At 31.6% G+C, this 15877-nt stretch carries 16 protein-coding genes; 12 read left to right on the top strand and 4 right to left on the bottom strand.

Annotated features, from left to right (window positions below):
• Positions 1-178: 178 nt before the first annotated feature.
• A complete protein-coding gene (locus tag ACFSC2_RS14975) occupies positions 179-595 on the bottom strand; it encodes a DoxX family protein (RefSeq protein ID WP_379814597.1) in 417 nt (138 codons plus the stop codon).
• A gap of 203 nt (positions 596-798) precedes the next feature.
• Between ACFSC2_RS14975 and ACFSC2_RS14970 the strand changes: the two genes are divergently transcribed.
• The 7 genes from ACFSC2_RS14970 (at position 799) to ACFSC2_RS14940 (ending at position 6567) form a co-directional block, all read left to right on the top strand.
• The gene (locus ACFSC2_RS14970; RefSeq protein WP_379814599.1) at positions 799-1362 is read left to right on the top strand and encodes a hypothetical protein; all 564 of its coding nucleotides are present in this window, start codon (positions 799-801) and stop codon (positions 1360-1362) included.
• Positions 1363-1496: 134 nt separating this feature from the next.
• The gene (locus ACFSC2_RS14965; RefSeq protein ID WP_379814600.1) at positions 1497-1961 is read left to right on the top strand and encodes a hypothetical protein; all 465 of its coding nucleotides are present in this window, start codon (positions 1497-1499) and stop codon (positions 1959-1961) included.
• Positions 1962-1996: 35 nt separating this feature from the next.
• The gene (locus ACFSC2_RS14960) at positions 1997-2530 is read left to right on the top strand and encodes a hypothetical protein (RefSeq protein ID WP_379814602.1); all 534 of its coding nucleotides are present in this window, start codon (positions 1997-1999) and stop codon (positions 2528-2530) included.
• 404 nt (positions 2531-2934) lie between these two features.
• A complete protein-coding gene (locus ACFSC2_RS14955; RefSeq protein ID WP_379814603.1) occupies positions 2935-4164 on the top strand; it encodes a TMEM143 family protein in 1230 nt (409 codons plus the stop codon).
• An 84-nt stretch (positions 4165-4248) separates the two neighbouring features.
• On the top strand, positions 4249-4713 hold the full coding sequence (locus ACFSC2_RS14950; RefSeq protein WP_379814604.1) for an Mpo1 family 2-hydroxy fatty acid dioxygenase: 465 nt from the start codon (positions 4249-4251) through the stop codon (positions 4711-4713).
• Between the two features lie 165 nt (positions 4714-4878).
• On the top strand, positions 4879-5559 hold the full coding sequence (locus ACFSC2_RS14945; protein WP_379814606.1) for a metal-dependent hydrolase: 681 nt from the start codon (positions 4879-4881) through the stop codon (positions 5557-5559).
• 156 nt (positions 5560-5715) lie between these two features.
• Positions 5716-6567 carry an alpha/beta fold hydrolase gene (locus ACFSC2_RS14940; protein ID WP_379814607.1) on the top strand — a complete coding sequence of 284 codons (852 nt, stop codon included), beginning with the start codon at positions 5716-5718 and terminating at the stop codon, positions 6565-6567.
• Positions 6568-6742: 175 nt separating this feature from the next.
• On the opposite strand, the gene ACFSC2_RS14935 is transcribed toward ACFSC2_RS14940, so the two are convergent.
• Positions 6743-7753 carry a hypothetical protein gene (locus ACFSC2_RS14935; RefSeq protein ID WP_379814608.1) on the bottom strand — a complete coding sequence of 337 codons (1011 nt, stop codon included), beginning with the start codon at positions 7751-7753 and terminating at the stop codon, positions 6743-6745.
• A gap of 101 nt (positions 7754-7854) precedes the next feature.
• Between ACFSC2_RS14935 and ACFSC2_RS14930 the strand changes: the two genes are divergently transcribed.
• Positions 7855-8757, top strand: coding sequence for a hypothetical protein (locus ACFSC2_RS14930; RefSeq protein ID WP_379814610.1), 903 nt, complete (start codon positions 7855-7857; stop codon positions 8755-8757).
• 79 nt (positions 8758-8836) lie between these two features.
• Here ACFSC2_RS14930 and ACFSC2_RS14925 read toward each other — a convergent pair whose 3' ends face one another.
• Positions 8837-11185: a TonB-dependent receptor gene (locus ACFSC2_RS14925; protein WP_379814611.1), complete on the bottom strand. Its 2349-nt coding sequence runs from the start codon at positions 11183-11185 to the stop codon at positions 8837-8839.
• Between the two features lie 207 nt (positions 11186-11392).
• Here ACFSC2_RS14925 and ACFSC2_RS14920 point away from each other — a divergent pair, with 207 nt between their 5' ends.
• Genes ACFSC2_RS14920 through ACFSC2_RS14905 form a run of 4 tightly spaced genes read left to right on the top strand, consistent with a single transcriptional unit; the run spans position 11393 to position 14435 of the window.
• Positions 11393-12481, top strand: coding sequence for a sensor histidine kinase (locus ACFSC2_RS14920; RefSeq protein ID WP_379814612.1), 1089 nt, complete (start codon positions 11393-11395; stop codon positions 12479-12481).
• A 2-nt stretch (positions 12482-12483) separates the two neighbouring features.
• On the top strand, positions 12484-13188 hold the full coding sequence (locus ACFSC2_RS14915) for a LytR/AlgR family response regulator transcription factor (RefSeq protein WP_379814614.1): 705 nt from the start codon (positions 12484-12486) through the stop codon (positions 13186-13188).
• Positions 13189-13193: 5 nt separating this feature from the next.
• On the top strand, positions 13194-13820 hold the full coding sequence (locus ACFSC2_RS14910; RefSeq protein ID WP_379814615.1) for a hypothetical protein: 627 nt from the start codon (positions 13194-13196) through the stop codon (positions 13818-13820).
• Positions 13821-13829: 9 nt separating this feature from the next.
• Positions 13830-14435, top strand: coding sequence for a hypothetical protein (locus ACFSC2_RS14905; protein ID WP_379814617.1), 606 nt, complete (start codon positions 13830-13832; stop codon positions 14433-14435).
• A gap of 495 nt (positions 14436-14930) precedes the next feature.
• Here ACFSC2_RS14905 and ACFSC2_RS14900 read toward each other — a convergent pair whose 3' ends face one another.
• Complete coding sequence (locus ACFSC2_RS14900) at positions 14931-15872, bottom strand: AraC family transcriptional regulator (RefSeq protein ID WP_379814618.1); 942 nt, start codon at positions 15870-15872, stop codon at positions 14931-14933.
• Positions 15873-15877: the final 5 nt, after the last annotated feature.

Genomic DNA, 15877 nt, shown 5'->3' with positions numbered 1-15877 from the left:
ACAAAAAAGCTCCCCAAAAACGGAGCTTTTCCAATTTTTTAAAAAATAAATAAAAGCCTTAAACACCCTTCGCCTTCATCACATTATCACAAGCTTTTTGAATTTACTTGTCTTTAAAACTGAGACAAAACATTCACTAAATCCTGCTGGTTTTGAGACAGCTTAGCATTTTTTAACACTAAATCTTTCTTTTAATATAACCAATCGCTCCAGTACTCCACAAAGCCAGAAAAATCAAAACAGGTTGAAAAAACAATCGGATCAATCGGGCTTGATCGGTGTCGAGTCCGAATGCGGGAGTTTTGTTTAAATATTGTGCGATGTTGCCTGGGAAAATCAATATGTAAAATACCGCTAACGCAATACCTACATAAACTTTATATCGGGTAAGAAACAACATGCTGAGTCCTAAAGTTATTTCGACAATTCCAGAGAGAATCACGACAAGGTCTTTATCCATCGGAACCCAATTGGGAACCTGCGCCTGAAAATCGGCTCTTTGAAAAGTAAAATGGCCAAACGCAGCCATAATCATAAAAAGCCCTAATAGAATTCTAAAAAAGTTTTGCGTTTTGGTTGTTTGTATATTTTCCATCTTTAATGTTTATTGAGTAAAAATCTTCAAACAAATGTAAAACATTAAAGAATAAACTTCTTTCTATTGTTAATTGCAAATAGCTGCGAAATATCCATGTCAAAATAAAACAGTCGATGCTCTATCCTCTATTCTCTATTTTCTATTTTCTATTTTCTATTCTCTTAAAATCGTATTTTCGTTTTACCAAACCAATTCCAAAAATGAAAAAACTCTTCTTCCTATTTCTTTTACTGGCTCAAAACTCTGTTTCGCAAATTGAATTTCAGAACGGAAAATGCATTAGAAAAAATACTTTCTCAGAAAAAGAGCGGTCGAGTTTTTTTCCGTTTTCTGAAGCTTCGCAGATTAAGATTATTTCTTTTAAAGATAAAGTAAAAGATGTAATGCCCGGAACGGAATTAATACGTCATATAGAATCTATTAAAATAGGAAAAGAGGTTTTTAATGAAAAATTATATGACGAAACTGCGACTTTAACTCCCGAACAAACAAATCAATTATCAGACATTATTTTTAATTTTTCTTATACAAAACTACCGCTAGAAGACTCAGAAGTTTATTGTTATAATCCGCGAAACGCTATTTTCTTTCTCGATGCAGAAAATCATATTATGGCTTATATCGAAATCTGTTTTGGCTGTAATAAATACAGAACCAGTGATAAACAATTTAGTCTGGGTGATTTTTGTAATGAAAAGTACGACATGCTTAAAGCAATTTTCGAAAAAAGTGGTATCAAATATGGCATTTCTGTAATTGAGTAACTTTACTTTTAAACTTATTACAATTCGATTTTCGATTGTTAATTTTTCCTTAAAAAAAACTTTCTATAGGGTTAATTTTCTTACCTAAATAATTTAACTTCGCACAGCCTCAAATTGTTAACTTATTTAGAATCATGACTATTTTTAATTTTTTTACAAAATCAAATATAGAATGTCCGCGATGCCTCGGAAAAGGGTTTGTCGATTGGGAAGATATCCGTCGCTTAAACAAACAACTTAGATGGGTTCCTGCGCCTTGCGCTTATTGTAACGGCGAGGGAAAAGTAAATAAAGATCAGCTCTCTAAAGTAGCCGTAGACTGCGTTTATCTCACTATTGATCTGCCAGAATCTGAACTTGAAAAAATAAAAGAAGGCGATAAAGAAACCGTCGAAAAAGGCAGACAACTCGAACTTTTTGTAGATAATCTTATTGAATATGTAGAACATCAGCATCTTTCGCATGATAGGAATGCGGAAGATATTGCCAATTTATATCTCAGCACAGAAGATGAGAAAGCCGCTTTTTCTGTAGATAAAGAAAGCTTGGTGCTGTATATTCAGAAAATAATTGATTTTAAAAATCAAACCGAATCTTAAACATACATTTATCCCAAATCATAACCATATAATTAATGTACAAATTAAAGTTAATCGCATTTGCACTGGCTATTTTCTCATTTGTTGTTGCAATTGCCTTAACAGGAAGCAATTTGCAATTTTATTTTAAGAATAGAGAAATGTTTCATAATACGAAACAATACTCCAAAGAATATGTTTTGATGGATTCTATTTTCCACAAAACTGTAGGGCAAAAAACCAGAAGAGAACTTTATTATGGTTTCTCTAAAAAATTTGACAACTACAAAACTACTTTCGATCTCAATACTCCAGACGGAAGTGCTGTTATTGAAAACGACATTACAGTTGACGCCGTTCCTGATCCTCAAAACGAATCGATTTTCTATTATTATGCGTGGGTAAACAAACAAAAACAAATTGGATTTATTGCCAATTCTTATGAAGAAACGATCAATGACAATTGGAAATACTTAGATTTTCTTTTACAATTGAAACTTAATATTGGTCTGCTCGTTTTTTCGCTTATCGTTTTTTATTGGCTCAAAGTGCATTACATTTTTAAAAAATCAAAAAATACTGCTTCTTAAGCTTTTATTTCTTTGCAAGATTAGTTTTATAAAAAGAAAAAACAGTGTATTTATTATTGCTTTATCAGTTCAAAAATCAAGATTTTTTGCAAAAAACAGGTATAAATACGGGGTGTCAAAAATAAAATTAGACGTAAAATTGCAACAGATAATTTTTATTTAAGATTTTCCGCTGAGGTAAATTATAAATGCTGTCATTTTTTTTGGAACAATTTAGTGAGGTTTTAATCGATGCCAACGATTAAAACCTTATTTTTTTATGGGCAAAATTTTACCGCAAAGTTTAAATAAATCTTTGTGAAACTCTACGTCTTTTTTCTTTGCGAAACTTTGCGGTAAAATTTCAAAGTTCTTGTATTTTTGCATCTCATAAACGCCACATATCTAAATTCTTGAAAACAAACATGACACGAGAAAATTACATTCCATTTCATAAGGAATTCTTACTCGAGCAGCAAATAAACGCTTTTGGTGAAGACCAAAAAAAGATTGAAGATTTTAAAAAGTTATTCGACATTGTAGAACATTATTATCACTACGAAGCTTTTAATCTTAATCGAAATTTAAAACAAAATTACGCCTTATTTGATCCCGATTTAAGTCCGAAAGAACGTGAAAGTTTTATCGAAAAAAGCGATTTCAAAGTTTTCAAAGAAACTTTATTAGAGGTTTTAGAGCGTGGCAACTACATTCGCATTGATCAGGAAACGTTAGCTGCAGCATTTGAAAATTCAGATTTAATCGGTTTGAATCTTTCTATCGATTTTAATGCTTTTAAAGATTACGAAATATACGTTCGAGGTCATCATAAATCAACAGAAAAAATAACCAAATTCTGGTTTTGGAAAAAGGAAATCGAAATCGAATATTACGATCGCGTCTTGATTTACTTGAACTACAGCGATTCTGATGTTTTAAATGAAAAGAAAGTCAAACTCGGAAAAATGCCGATTGAACCTGGTTCTATTGGTTTAAAAATCTTTAAAAGAGTTCCGAAAAATGATATCGAAACGGTTTTTCCGAATGCTATACCGAGAATGTCAACAAAAGACAAATTACTGCTTTGGGTTCCAGGACTTTTTGGCGGACTTTCGTTATTGAGTGCCAAGGTTATTCCGGCTTTAATCAATATGTACGATGCTTATGAAACCCGCGAAGCAATCGATTTGTTAAACAGTAAAACGTCTTTAAATCAAGGTTTAATAGCGCTGGGAATTCTTTCTGCTTATTGCTTTAGACAATATAATAATTTTGTCAATAAAAAGATTCGATATTCTAAAATGCTGTCTGACAGTTTATATTTTAAGAATCTCGGAAACAACAGCGGTGCTTTTTATTCCTTATTAAATTCATCTGAAGAAGAAGTTTTAAAAGAAACCATTTTGGCTTATTCTTTTTTACATCAAAGTGAAAAACCATTAACGGCTGAAGAATTAGACAATCAAATCGAATCTTGGTTCGAAGATACACTAAATACTGTTTTAGATTTTGATGTCATTGATGCTTTATCTAAACTGAAAAATATTGGTCTTGGAATTGAAAACGACGGAAAATGGACGGTTATTTCGCTAGAACAATCGCTTATTAAAATTGATGAATTGTGGGATAATGTTTTTCAATATAATGTGGTATAATTCTTTAGAATTATTGGTTTCTTTCGTATTCTTCTAAAAGAAATTTGATTAGATTTACGTTAACTAACCTTAAAACCACAAACAATGAGAACATTAGACCAATGGTTTGCAGAATATGCTGTAAGTCATCAAAACCCAAAAAACAAAGCGATACATTACATTTGTGTTCCTGCAATTTTCTTTTCTATTGTGGGTTTATTAATGAGTATTCCGAGCGGGATTATTGCCAATACTTTGAAACTGAATTTACCCATTATCGAAAATTGGGCTTTTGTGACTTTGCTTTTTGTTCTTGTTTTTTACATCCGTTTATCGATTGCAATGGCGGTAAAAATTGCCATTTTTTCTGGAATTTGTCTGGTTGTTAATTACTACATCGGTCAGTTTGTGCCTTTATGGATTTTCTCAATCGGCGTTTTTGTGATTGCTTGGATCGGCCAGTTTTATGGTCATAATATCGAAGGTAAAAAACCTTCATTCTTAAAAGACTTACAATTCTTATTAATTGGTCCGGCATGGGTTGTAGAGAATTTGTTTTCTAAAAAATAGAAACTATAGTTTAATAAATTGCTGTTTGTGTGAAATGAATTCTAAGATAGCAGCAACTTTAAAAAAGCACAACAAACCAAATGTTGTGCTTTTTTGTTATATTTAATATCGGCATATCATTTGAATATCAACAACTTAAAACTATTAACTTTAAAAGAATATTTTATGAAAGTAACCTATTACGGTCATTCGTGTTTTTCTGTTTATGCGAATGGTAAAAATTTGTTGTTTGATCCCTTTATCACTCCAAACGAGTTAGCAAAACATATTGATGTTGATGCTATAAAAGCCGATTATATTTTTATTTCGCACGCGCATTACGATCATATTCTTGACGTTGAACGTATTGCCAAAAATACAGGCGCTAAAGTGCTCGGAAATTTTGAAATCTATAACTGGCTTTTGAAAAACGGAATCGAAAATTCGCATCCGATTAATCCAGGCGGTAAATTTGATTTTGATTTTGGAACCGTAAAGTGTGTTACAGCACAGCATTCAAGCAGTTTTATGGACGGAAGTTATGGCGGTATTGCCTCTGGTTTTGTGCTGACAACTGCCGACGGAAATTTCTATTACAGCGGTGACACGGCGCTTACTCTGGATATGCAGCTGATTACTAAATTTACCAAACTTGATTTTGCGGTTTTCCCAATCGGAGACGGACTTACAATGGGAATCGAAGAAGCTATAGAAGCCTCAAAACTGGTTGAAGTTAGCAAAATTCTGGGCGTGCATTACGATACTTTTGGTTTCATTAAAATGGATCATCAAAAGGCTTTGGATAGTTTTAAAGGAGCTGGATTGCATTTATTTCTTCCTGAAATTGGAGAAACAATCGAGATCTGATTCTTCTAAATATCGCTAAAATCACTTTCTATTAGCGAAATAAAAAAGATTAAAAAGCAGCTTCACTGGACAAAACCACGTTTAGCAAAATAATTTTCAAAAGGCATTAAAATTGTTTGATTTTGTTACGTAATAACCTAAAAACAATCTATTATTATGAGTGCTCAAAAAACAAATGCTTCAAATTCGCAAACTGAATTTGCCGACGTCTCCAACCGAAAAATAGCTTATCGAAGTATCGGCGAGGGAAATCCGATTATTTTAATCAACCGTTTCCGCGGAACTTTGGATACTTGGGATCCGCTTTTTCTAGATGTTCTTGCCGAAAAACATCAAGTAATTACCTTCGATTATTCTGGAATTGGATATTCGACCGGAGCTCTTCCAACAGACATTAAAGAAGTCGCAAAAGATGTTAAAGATCTGGCCGATTTTCTAAAAATCAAAAAAGCCGTTTTAATGGGCTGGTCCTATGGCGGATTGGTCACTCAGGCTGCCATGCATCAATTTCCTGAATTGGTGACTCATACAATATTACTGGGTACAGGCCCTATCGGAAAAAGGGCTGTGCCTTTGGAACAGTCTTTTCTAGATCACGCTTTAAAACCAATCAATGATTTTGAGGATGAGGTTATCCTGTTTTTTGAACCTGAATCTGAAGAAAGCAGGAAAGCGGCCAAAGCATCTCATGAACGAATTGCCAAAAGAATTGATGTTTCTAAAATTCCGTCGACAATGGAAGTTTTTCAACTGTATTTTGCAGGAGGCGAAGGCGCCGCCGAAGATAAAGAAGATTATCGTAATAAACTGAAAACAACTAAAACACCAATCTTAGCAATTTCTGGCGATCATGATACTAGTTTTGCTGTAGAAAACTGGTATCCGCTGACACGAGAATTACCAACAACACAGTTCATTGTTTTACCGCAGACAGGTCACGCACCACAGCATCAGAATGTACCTTTGGTGGTTAATTATATCGAAAATTTCCTCGAGAATACGAAATAAAAGAAAGCTTCTTATGAAAACGAATGCCTAGCCCAGACAGTAGCGGCATCCTTTTATGGTGGGGTTCACCATAAAAGATACAGCGGATGGCTGGAATATGCTCCTTAAAAAAGACAAATTAGATCTGGTTCTTCTTTGTCTTTTTTGTTTTTTTAAGAAATTGTATATTTCTGGATCAGTTAATTACTTTATTCCTGTTTTTATAGAAAATTGCACTGATAAACAAAAACAATATTCCTATAAAAAGTACAAAACCCAAACCAGAATAATTGCTTTCGCTACTGTTTTGGTTATAGCTTTCCAAAGTTAAATACGTATTATTTTGATCTTTTAACTCGACAATCTCTACTTCAAACGGATTCCAATATTTTTCTATAAAATTGAGATTTTGATTGGGCTGTAATTTTTTTTGAAAATCATCTTTTTTAATTTTAAAAGAAATAGAATTTCCTTTTTTATAATCTTGAAGCAATTGTTCGTAATCTGCCGCTAAAATGCTTTTTCTGATTTCGAAATTCATCTTTGGATAATTTTCTAAATAGAAATGCAGGGTTTCGCTTCTCCTATGCTTTTCTACATGAATATCTTCTGAAAGTACACCTTTAACTTCCTGAACCTGATTAACTTTAAGACTACTATATGTAAACAAATAGGATGCAATACCGAAAAATAGTATTGCTATACCAAACGTAACTGTGGCGTATTGTATAATTTCTTTACGGTCCAGTTCTTTTTTGAGCGCTTCATCTTTCTTTTTACCGTTTGTAAGATGTCTTTTTAGTCTTTCATAATCGCTATAATGATAGCTGTGCAGCTTATGTTTTTTTTGATCTTTGGTAATAATAATTAGATTTTCCCAGCTGCTGTTTTTGCTTTTTTTCTGCTGTGTCACCCAGCCTGTGATATCGGCAAGTAAAATTGTCTTTTTTGTTCTTCCAAAAATAGTTCGAAACTCTACTTTCATGGAATTATAGTACAATTGAGGCATTTTAATCAAAGCGTAAACAAATATTCCAGGACATATCAAAAAAAACGCAAACCCGATTAAGATAGAAATTCCTTCGTATTTTGCGTCCTGATATTTACTTCCTATCATAATTGTTAAAAACAGGAAAAATAAGATTCCGATAATGCAGGTTACAATGTATGAGGTCTTATTTTCGGCCTTAACGAGGTTTTCTTTCATTGTATAAATTTAGTTTTCTTGGAAGAATTTGCTGACGCTAATGTAAAAATAAAAAACAAAATAGGGTTATATTAGCTGCTGCCGAAAACGAATAATTACTTATGAGAAAATTCAAGATCTTAGTTTTAGCACTTTTATGTTTTGGTTGCGTTGATCGCAGTTCTAATAAAACGAATCAAGCAACAGATGAGGTTTCTTTAAGTCACACTGATATCAAATCTCTAGAAAAAGAAGAACAGACCGCAGAAAAGTATATTACGAATATTACAGATATCTCAAAAGATACGGTTATTGCTTGTAATTATATTTCAGGCTTAATGTTTTCTAGAAATGGTGGTAAAATTTGGAAACATTTTAAAACGTCATTAATGTTTAAAGATGTTACCTATACCGATAAAAAAAATCTTGTTGGAATTGATAGCTGGCAAGGCATTCATGAACCAAGTTATGCTAAGATGCATATTTCAAAAGATTTTGGAAATTCATGGGAAACCATAACTTTTGACACCGAGATTTTTTTTCCTGTAAAAATAGTTTCAGATCCAAAAGAACCACTCAGTATACTTACCGATGAAAACAAAATTTACAAACTTAAAGGAACAAATTACAAAAAAGACTGGGTTTATGTAAAAACCATTCCGGAACCTGAATTGACGAGAGATGAAATTGATTATCCTTATGGAGCGCACGAACGGTTTGAGAATGTGAAGCTTTATAAAATGGGACCTCATAAAACAGACACATTAGCGCATCTAAATTTATGTAGTGAAATTCGAGAAATAGCTCAAAAGGACAGTGTTGTACATATTGCTGGAACCGGCTATGATAAGAAATCTGGCAAAGAATATGGCTATTATGCTCAATTTATTAATGATAAAATATTGCGACAATATAAGTTTCCAGGCTGGTTTGTAAATATTCACAAAACAAAGTTTAATGTTTACATCGTCTCCGAAAATGGGCTGTACAAGGAAAAAAATGGAAAAATTGAACAGTTATACTAAAAGAAGAAAGTCTATTTCGTGATAAAATAGACTTTTTTCTTTTATGATTTACAACATTTCTAAAACAGTAATCAACACATTACATTGAACTTGGCAATCTATCAGCTTCAGTTTTGTTACGATTAAAACGATAAATTACAGTTACGTTTACATATCGTCCTTGCGACTTAAATTCTGATTCCAAATAATAGGACGAAGTTCTGGTTTCGCTTTTTCTGATTTGAGAATCAAAAAGGTTGTTTACATTTAAAGTCACCGACATTTTTTCTTGAAGAAAATCTTTACTCAAACCTAAATTCGCACTGTACTGTGGCTCTGTAAGCGTCTGCACGCCTTGATTTTTTCCGCGATATCTGAAACTAAAATCTCCTGAAATAATCTTAGGAAATTTAACCACCGAACGAAAACTCGACAACCAAGTCTGATCTTCGGCATTGTAACTTACACCTTTATATTCTCCGTTTTGTTTAAAGTGATAATAATTAAAATCTAACGACAATCGAAGCCATTTTGTTGGGTTATAAGTTGTAGAAACTTCTGCGCCATAGCGATTCTCTGTTCCAAGATTTACGGGAGTATTTATAAAATAATTTTCATCGGTGCGTTCGACTATGTATTCAAAAAAATTGGTTGTATGCTTGTAATAAACTGACGGATTGATACTAAATTTTCCTGGTTTTGCTAAAACAGTAAACTCAAATGAATCGGTGAACATTGGGTTAAGATCTGGATTTCCGACGGTTAAATTTCTTAAATCTGAAAGTCCAGAAAACGGATTCAACTGCCAAAATCTAGGTCGGTTTATTCTTTTGCTGTAACTCAATTGCAAATCTGTTTTTGATGTTAAGTTATAAACCAAATGTACAGTCGGAAACAAATTGATGTAGTTTTTACTGTTATTGAAAGTGTTTTTTCGATCGGAAATTTTGATGTCTGATAATTCAGAACGCAAACCTAATAGATAATTAAATCTCTTTATTTTGCTTCCAAACTGAAAATAAGCGCTGTATAAGTTTTCGTCGTATTTCAATTTATTTGTGAATTGCTCTTGGAGCATATCATCCAAAATAGTGTAATAATCACTTCTTATGGCTCTCAAATCACTTCTAATTCCCATTTCAATTTTTGAGTTTTCACTAATCGGATTCACAAAATCTGATTTTATAAAAATATCATTACTGCTTTCAATATCATTGGTATACAAATTAGAAACCGGCGATTGATCAGGAAATGTTCTTTGCTGGTCGATGTATTGATTTTCATTATCATTCCAAAAAACATATTGCAGACTTGAAGTCCATTTTTTGTCTTTTTTGTCAAATGTTTTCGCATAATTTAACTCTAAAACATTGTAAATCTGAGGCTCTACATATTTTTGAGATCTCGAAATAATACTATCCGCTGCATTGTTCGCATCAGAATAGTTATAATTGTATTTGGTATTTTCTCTATTGGTGTTTTTAGAACGGTAGTAACTTCCCGTCAACGTATTTTTATCATTGATGTAATAATCTCCTCCAAAATAAAGACTTACCGTACTATAATTTCGTTTATTATCATTGTACTGATTTAAAATAGTCGTAACGCCATTATCGTTGTTTCTTTGAAATTGTTTTTCATAACCATACACATTCAACTCACGATAACCTATATTCGAAAAAAGATTTATTTTTTCTGTTTTATAACTCACATTCGCATTCACATTATAATTTTCAGGATTTCCAATTCCAGCCTGAAGCGAACCATTAAAACCTTTTAAACTATTCTTTTTCAGAATAATATTAATGATACCGCCGCCACCTTGCGCTTCATAAGCGGCAGACGGATTGGTGATTACTTCTACTTTTTCAATATTAGCCGCCGAAATCTGCGATAAACCATTGTTGGCCGCCAAAATCGATGGTTTCCCGTTAATTAAAACCGTAACACTATTATTTCCTCTAAGACTTACAACGCCGGCAACGTCTACGTTTACCGAAGGAACGTTGTTTAAAATATCATTGGCAGAACCACCGCGAGACAAAATATCTTTCCCGACATTGAATACTTTTTTATCCAATTTAAGTTCTACAGCCGATTTTTCGGATACTACATTTACTTCTTCTAATTGATGAACTCCTTCATTCAGAGAAATATTTTGAGCCAAATCCTGATTCATTGTAAAACTTTCTGAAATAAAGGTCTTAAAAGACAGGAATTCTACCTTTAATTGGTAATTTCCAGCGGCACTTTTTAAAATGTAATTTCCGTTTTCATCCGAAGCAGTTTCTTTTACTTTTTGAGATGATGACAACAAAATAATTGTTACGTATGGCAAAGGCTGTTTTGTTTTAGCATCTACAACTTTTCCTTTGATTGTAAATTCTGGTGATTGCGCAAAAGCAGCGAATCCGAATAATAATGCAATTAGTAATTTGAATGGTTCCATTTTGATTGATTTTAGAATTTGAAGCAAAACTCTTTAATAAATCCAATCAAAATTCTCATGCATGATATAAGGGCAATTTTGAGCGATAAATAATCAAAAAACGGCTTTAAGTTGTGTTTATATGCAATTTTTATTTGTTCGTATCTTTTTTCTGCTTGTTCATCGACAATTAAATTCTCTTTGCAAATAAATCGTAATTTTGACTACATGACACCATTCGAGAAAATTATAAACTTCGCTACAGCCCACAGAATAACTACTCACGTTATTTTTTGGGTGTTTATTTTTATTATGTTTTTTAGTAAAAATACTTCTTCAGACCCCGAGGAATTATGGGTTGATGTATTATACACTGTATATTACGAAATCTTTTCGATGATTGGGGCTTATTTTTTATCCTACAGAATCCTGCCTCGTTTAATGACGCCGCAAAAATACAATTGGGTTTGGGCAGAACTTTTTTTAGGAGCCTACATTATTTCTGCCGCTGCAAGAATAACGATGGTTTATGGCGTTGAAACTATTACTCGCACACCGCCTTTTCCTCAGGAATCTATACAAGAGATTCTCACAGATTTGCCGACTCTATTTGTCTCCTATTCGCTGCACATACTTTCTTTATCCATATTTTTCATTTTTATAAAGTTGATAAAAGATCAATATATCATTCAAAAAAGATCTTTATTATTAGAAAAACAAAAAGCTGAAACGGAATTAAAAATTTTGAAAGCACAATTAAATCCACACTTTTTGTTCAATACACTTAATAATATTTATTCGCTTTCTGTTGTAAATTCTCCTATAACATCGCAGTCCATTGCGGTTTTATCCGAAATATTAGATTGTATTTTATACCGTTGCAGCAGTACATATGTGCCTCTTACGCAAGAAATCACATTGTTAGAAAATTATATTTCGCTGGAAAAATTGCGTTATGGCGATCGTTTAAGCGTGGTTTTCAATCATGAAATGGATCAAAATGGAATGATCGCACCTTTGATTTTACTTTCTTTGGTAGATAATGCCTTTAAACATGGAGCTGGAGAAGATATAGGAAGTGCACCAAAAATTGAAATTGACTTAAAATTAGTAAACAACAACTTTGAATTTACGATTCGAAATACAATCTGCAAAACAGAACTTGAAGCCGAAAGCGGTAAAATTGGATTGAATAATATTATCCAGCAGCTTGATAAAATTTATCCAGAAAATTATACTTTTAATGTCACCAAAACAGATGAGGATTTTACTGCAGTATTAAAAATAAATCTTACTTCCCAATATAATTTAGCATAGAGATGAAAATAAAGTGTTTATTAGTCGACGACGAACCGCTGGCAATCAGTTTACTGCAAAATCATATTAGTAAATTAGATTATTTAGAAGTTGTTGGCACATGCCCGAATGCGCTAAAGGCGGCTGAGGTTTTAAGAACTACTGCCGTTGACCTTATGTTTTTGGATATTAAGATGCCTCAAATTACCGGAATTGATTTCTTGAAGACTTTACGAAATCCGCCTTCTGTTATTTTTACTACCGCTTACCGCGAATATGCATTAGAAAGTTATGAGCTTGATATTGTCGATTATCTTTTAAAACCAATCACTTTTGACCGCTTTTTTAAGGCTACAGATCGTTATTTACGAATCAGCGGTCCTGTCAATACTAAAATTATTACACCAGATCAGGAAGACTTTATTTACATCAAAAACGGACCAAAGTTTAATAAAGTTAATGTCGATTCTATTTTATACATCGAAAGTGTAAAAGATTATATTATCGTACATCAAAAAGACGGCGTAAAACTGAATGCTAAATATAAAATCAGCGATATTGAAATGGAACTTCAAGATAAAAATTTCCTGCGCATACACCGCTCGTTTATCATCAATTTAAAAAACATTACTGCATTTACAGCTTACGATGTCGAAATCGGCCAGATCGAAATTCCGATTGGAGCTAGTTACAAAGAATATGTTTTTAAAATGCTTAAGAGTAATTAAGAATCATGAAAAAATTATTTTGGATTCTATTCTGTATCTATAACGCAATAAATATTTATTCTCAAAATAAAATAGTACATAATATCTTCATGCAAAAATTTAGTTATTCGGCTGATAATTGCTTTATAGATAAAAAAAGAAATTTAGTTTTTTTCACTAAAGTATATTCGGCTGAAGAATTAAAATCAGGTTTACTAGATATGAATGATTCATTGACTGTGAAAAGGATTTCTGTTTCAAAAAATAAATACAATTACTTCTTGAAAGAGACTTATGAAAAAGATACAATTGAAAACAATTTTAAACTTAATACTGCTGCGATCAATAAAATAAGAGATACAAAAGATTTAAATAAAATAGTTTTTAAAAAGATCCCTTCAGCAAAAACCATTTTTGATTGTAATGAAACTAAATATACAAATGTGCTTCTTTTAAAATCGTTCTATTTAACGCATTCTTTACTTTCTGAAGATACTGCATCAAAAAAATACACCATCAAATTGATTGATGAAAACTGCAATATTGCACTGGAAGAGGATTATGATCGTAATTTGCTTTTTTCTGAGAATAAAAGCTTTTTGATGTTTAAAAATAACGATAGTTTGATTTTAATATATGATAAGTACTTTTAATCTTTTTCAATGAAAACATTTTTCAATTTCACAGCTGTCTTTTTCCTTAGCTTTTTATTCCATTTTGGTTCAAATAATAATGATCCTCGAACTCTTACTAAACAAAAAATATTAAACAGCAGCTATAAAACGATGCTCAAATATGATTGGTTTAAAACCAAGAAATATATTGCCAATGATGAATATGACAAATGGCTGGTGTGTGAGTTTTTTTATTCTAAATCGGAAAAAATTATAGTTACTTATACTGACTTAGAAGGTTTTGCTCCTACTAATATTGAAACTAAAATGAATATATTTCAAGATGGTATGAAATTAAAAAACAATATTTCTCTTAAGGATATATCCTTAAATAAATATACTAAGTTGGAAAGAGATGATTATGGTGATTTTGTTATTGTCGAATTTGATATTAAAAATAACTTTAAATACTTTCATCAATACAAATTATCTTGTTCAAGTAAAATAGAACTGAATGCTGATAATATTAAATCAAAACTTACAAATAAAAAAAACAAAGAGTTATCGAAAGAGATACAGGATTGCAAGTTATTATCAAGTTTAATTATTAAAAATTTTGATTCAAACGGAAAACTTCTTCATAAACCTTTATAGAGTTTATAATATATTCATTTTCTACTAAATTGAAATATACTGGAACTTCTCTTTATAAAAAAGAATTTTCAAACGATATAAAAAAGCCTGAGAATCTACATTCTCAGGCTTTTGATTTATTTCGTGATCTTTGCAATCCAGAATTCGAACCAATATTTCCGAATTATTTATTGATTAGCTTTTCAAGTCTTGCCATCATTTCGTCTTTTTCTTTTAGCATTCGCTCGCAAAGAAAAAGGGACAAAGCAGAAATAATCTTCTTTGTCCCGTCAAATGCCTTGATGGGCAGAATTCGAACCTTTTATTGGGTCATTTAAAGATTTTAAGTGATGTTTAATCGTACTGATAAAAATTTAAATTCTCTATATAATCGCTTAGAAATACTTTATTGTAAAATTAAATTGAAAACCAGTTATAAAGGAAAATGAAAAAATAAATGAGAGTTTCATTACATTTAAATTTAGTTAGTTTTTATTTTTTGAAACTTCACAATTATCACAGTAATTTTATTGGTATATAAATATCTATTATGTGATGATTTTCAGGATGTAATTTAGGATCATTTAGATGACTCAAAAAGAAATTTCTATTATCAGGCTGATAACCGTTTTCTTCAAACCAAACTTCGTAAATATAATTCCATGTTTTAAAACATTCAGACATTGGTGCTTCTTTATGAAAAACAGCATATAATCCGCCACTTATTTTGGTATTGCCAATTATTCCCTCTCCTACTATATTATCAGGAACAGACAAACATACATCTGCCTGAAGCATTCCAGATAAATTAGCATTGCTTCTATACACCGTTAATGCTTTGGTTTCAGGAAAATTAACTAAATTTCGGGGAGCAGCCCAGCTAAAAAGCTGTTCAAACATCTTACCAAATGTTTCACTGTCGTGATTGTGGATACTGAGGTTTCTAATATAGATAACATTAAATTCCTCCATTTTTTTGATTTCAAAATCAAGTTTTACAATTTCACTCATTTCACTTTTTTTTAAATTATTTAATTTGAGTGCAAGGTAGTCTTCGATTTTTGACTGCATTTTTCCAATATTGCTATCAATTATACCAATATTGCTATTTTTATACTGTTTGCGCCATTCACTTGGTGTCAAATCTTTTGCCTCGCGAAAAGCTCTTGAGAAAGATGAAATACTTAAAAAACCACAATCGACTGCAATTTCACTAATCGTTTTTGATGGATTATTCATTAAGAAAAATAAAGCTCTTTCTATTTTTGCATTTTTAATAAATTCATTGATTGTTGTTCCTGTTACTGACTTAAAAATTCTATGAAAGTGAAATTTTGAAAAATTAGAATGACCAGCTAATTTTTCTAAAGAAAGTTCTTCCTGAAGGTTTTCTTTAATATAATCTATACTTCTATTGATTCTAAAGTAATACTCTTTAATAGACTCTTCCTTTGTCATACTTG

It is taken from the genome of Flavobacterium artemisiae (genome assembly GCF_042678225.1).
Taxonomy (GTDB): domain Bacteria; phylum Bacteroidota; class Bacteroidia; order Flavobacteriales; family Flavobacteriaceae; genus Flavobacterium; species Flavobacterium artemisiae.
The sequence above is the reverse complement of the archived record's forward strand: the minus strand, read 5'-3'. Positions and strand labels throughout refer to the sequence as shown.

Coding starts and splice junctions, on each gene's coding strand:
- ACFSC2_RS14970 (WP_379814599.1), top strand. CDS start 799: ATGAAAAAACTCTTCTTCCTATTTCTTTTACTGGCTCAAAACTCTGTT.
- ACFSC2_RS14935 (WP_379814608.1), bottom strand. CDS start 7,753: ATGAAAGAAAACCTCGTTAAGGCCGAAAATAAGACCTCATACATTGTA.
- ACFSC2_RS14920 (WP_379814612.1), top strand. CDS start 11,393: ATGACACCATTCGAGAAAATTATAAACTTCGCTACAGCCCACAGAATA.
- ACFSC2_RS14940 (WP_379814607.1), top strand. CDS start 5,716: ATGAGTGCTCAAAAAACAAATGCTTCAAATTCGCAAACTGAATTTGCC.
- ACFSC2_RS14975 (WP_379814597.1), bottom strand. CDS start 595: ATGGAAAATATACAAACAACCAAAACGCAAAACTTTTTTAGAATTCTA.
- ACFSC2_RS14910 (WP_379814615.1), top strand. CDS start 13,194: ATGAAAAAATTATTTTGGATTCTATTCTGTATCTATAACGCAATAAAT.
- ACFSC2_RS14925 (WP_379814611.1), bottom strand. CDS start 11,185: ATGGAACCATTCAAATTACTAATTGCATTATTATTCGGATTCGCTGCT.
- ACFSC2_RS14930 (WP_379814610.1), top strand. CDS start 7,855: ATGAGAAAATTCAAGATCTTAGTTTTAGCACTTTTATGTTTTGGTTGC.
- ACFSC2_RS14900 (WP_379814618.1), bottom strand. CDS start 15,872: ATGACAAAGGAAGAGTCTATTAAAGAGTATTACTTTAGAATCAATAGA.
- ACFSC2_RS14965 (WP_379814600.1), top strand. CDS start 1,497: ATGACTATTTTTAATTTTTTTACAAAATCAAATATAGAATGTCCGCGA.
- ACFSC2_RS14915 (WP_379814614.1), top strand. CDS start 12,484: ATGAAAATAAAGTGTTTATTAGTCGACGACGAACCGCTGGCAATCAGT.
- ACFSC2_RS14905 (WP_379814617.1), top strand. CDS start 13,830: ATGAAAACATTTTTCAATTTCACAGCTGTCTTTTTCCTTAGCTTTTTA.
- ACFSC2_RS14950 (WP_379814604.1), top strand. CDS start 4,249: ATGAGAACATTAGACCAATGGTTTGCAGAATATGCTGTAAGTCATCAA.
- ACFSC2_RS14955 (WP_379814603.1), top strand. CDS start 2,935: ATGACACGAGAAAATTACATTCCATTTCATAAGGAATTCTTACTCGAG.
- ACFSC2_RS14945 (WP_379814606.1), top strand. CDS start 4,879: ATGAAAGTAACCTATTACGGTCATTCGTGTTTTTCTGTTTATGCGAAT.
- ACFSC2_RS14960 (WP_379814602.1), top strand. CDS start 1,997: ATGTACAAATTAAAGTTAATCGCATTTGCACTGGCTATTTTCTCATTT.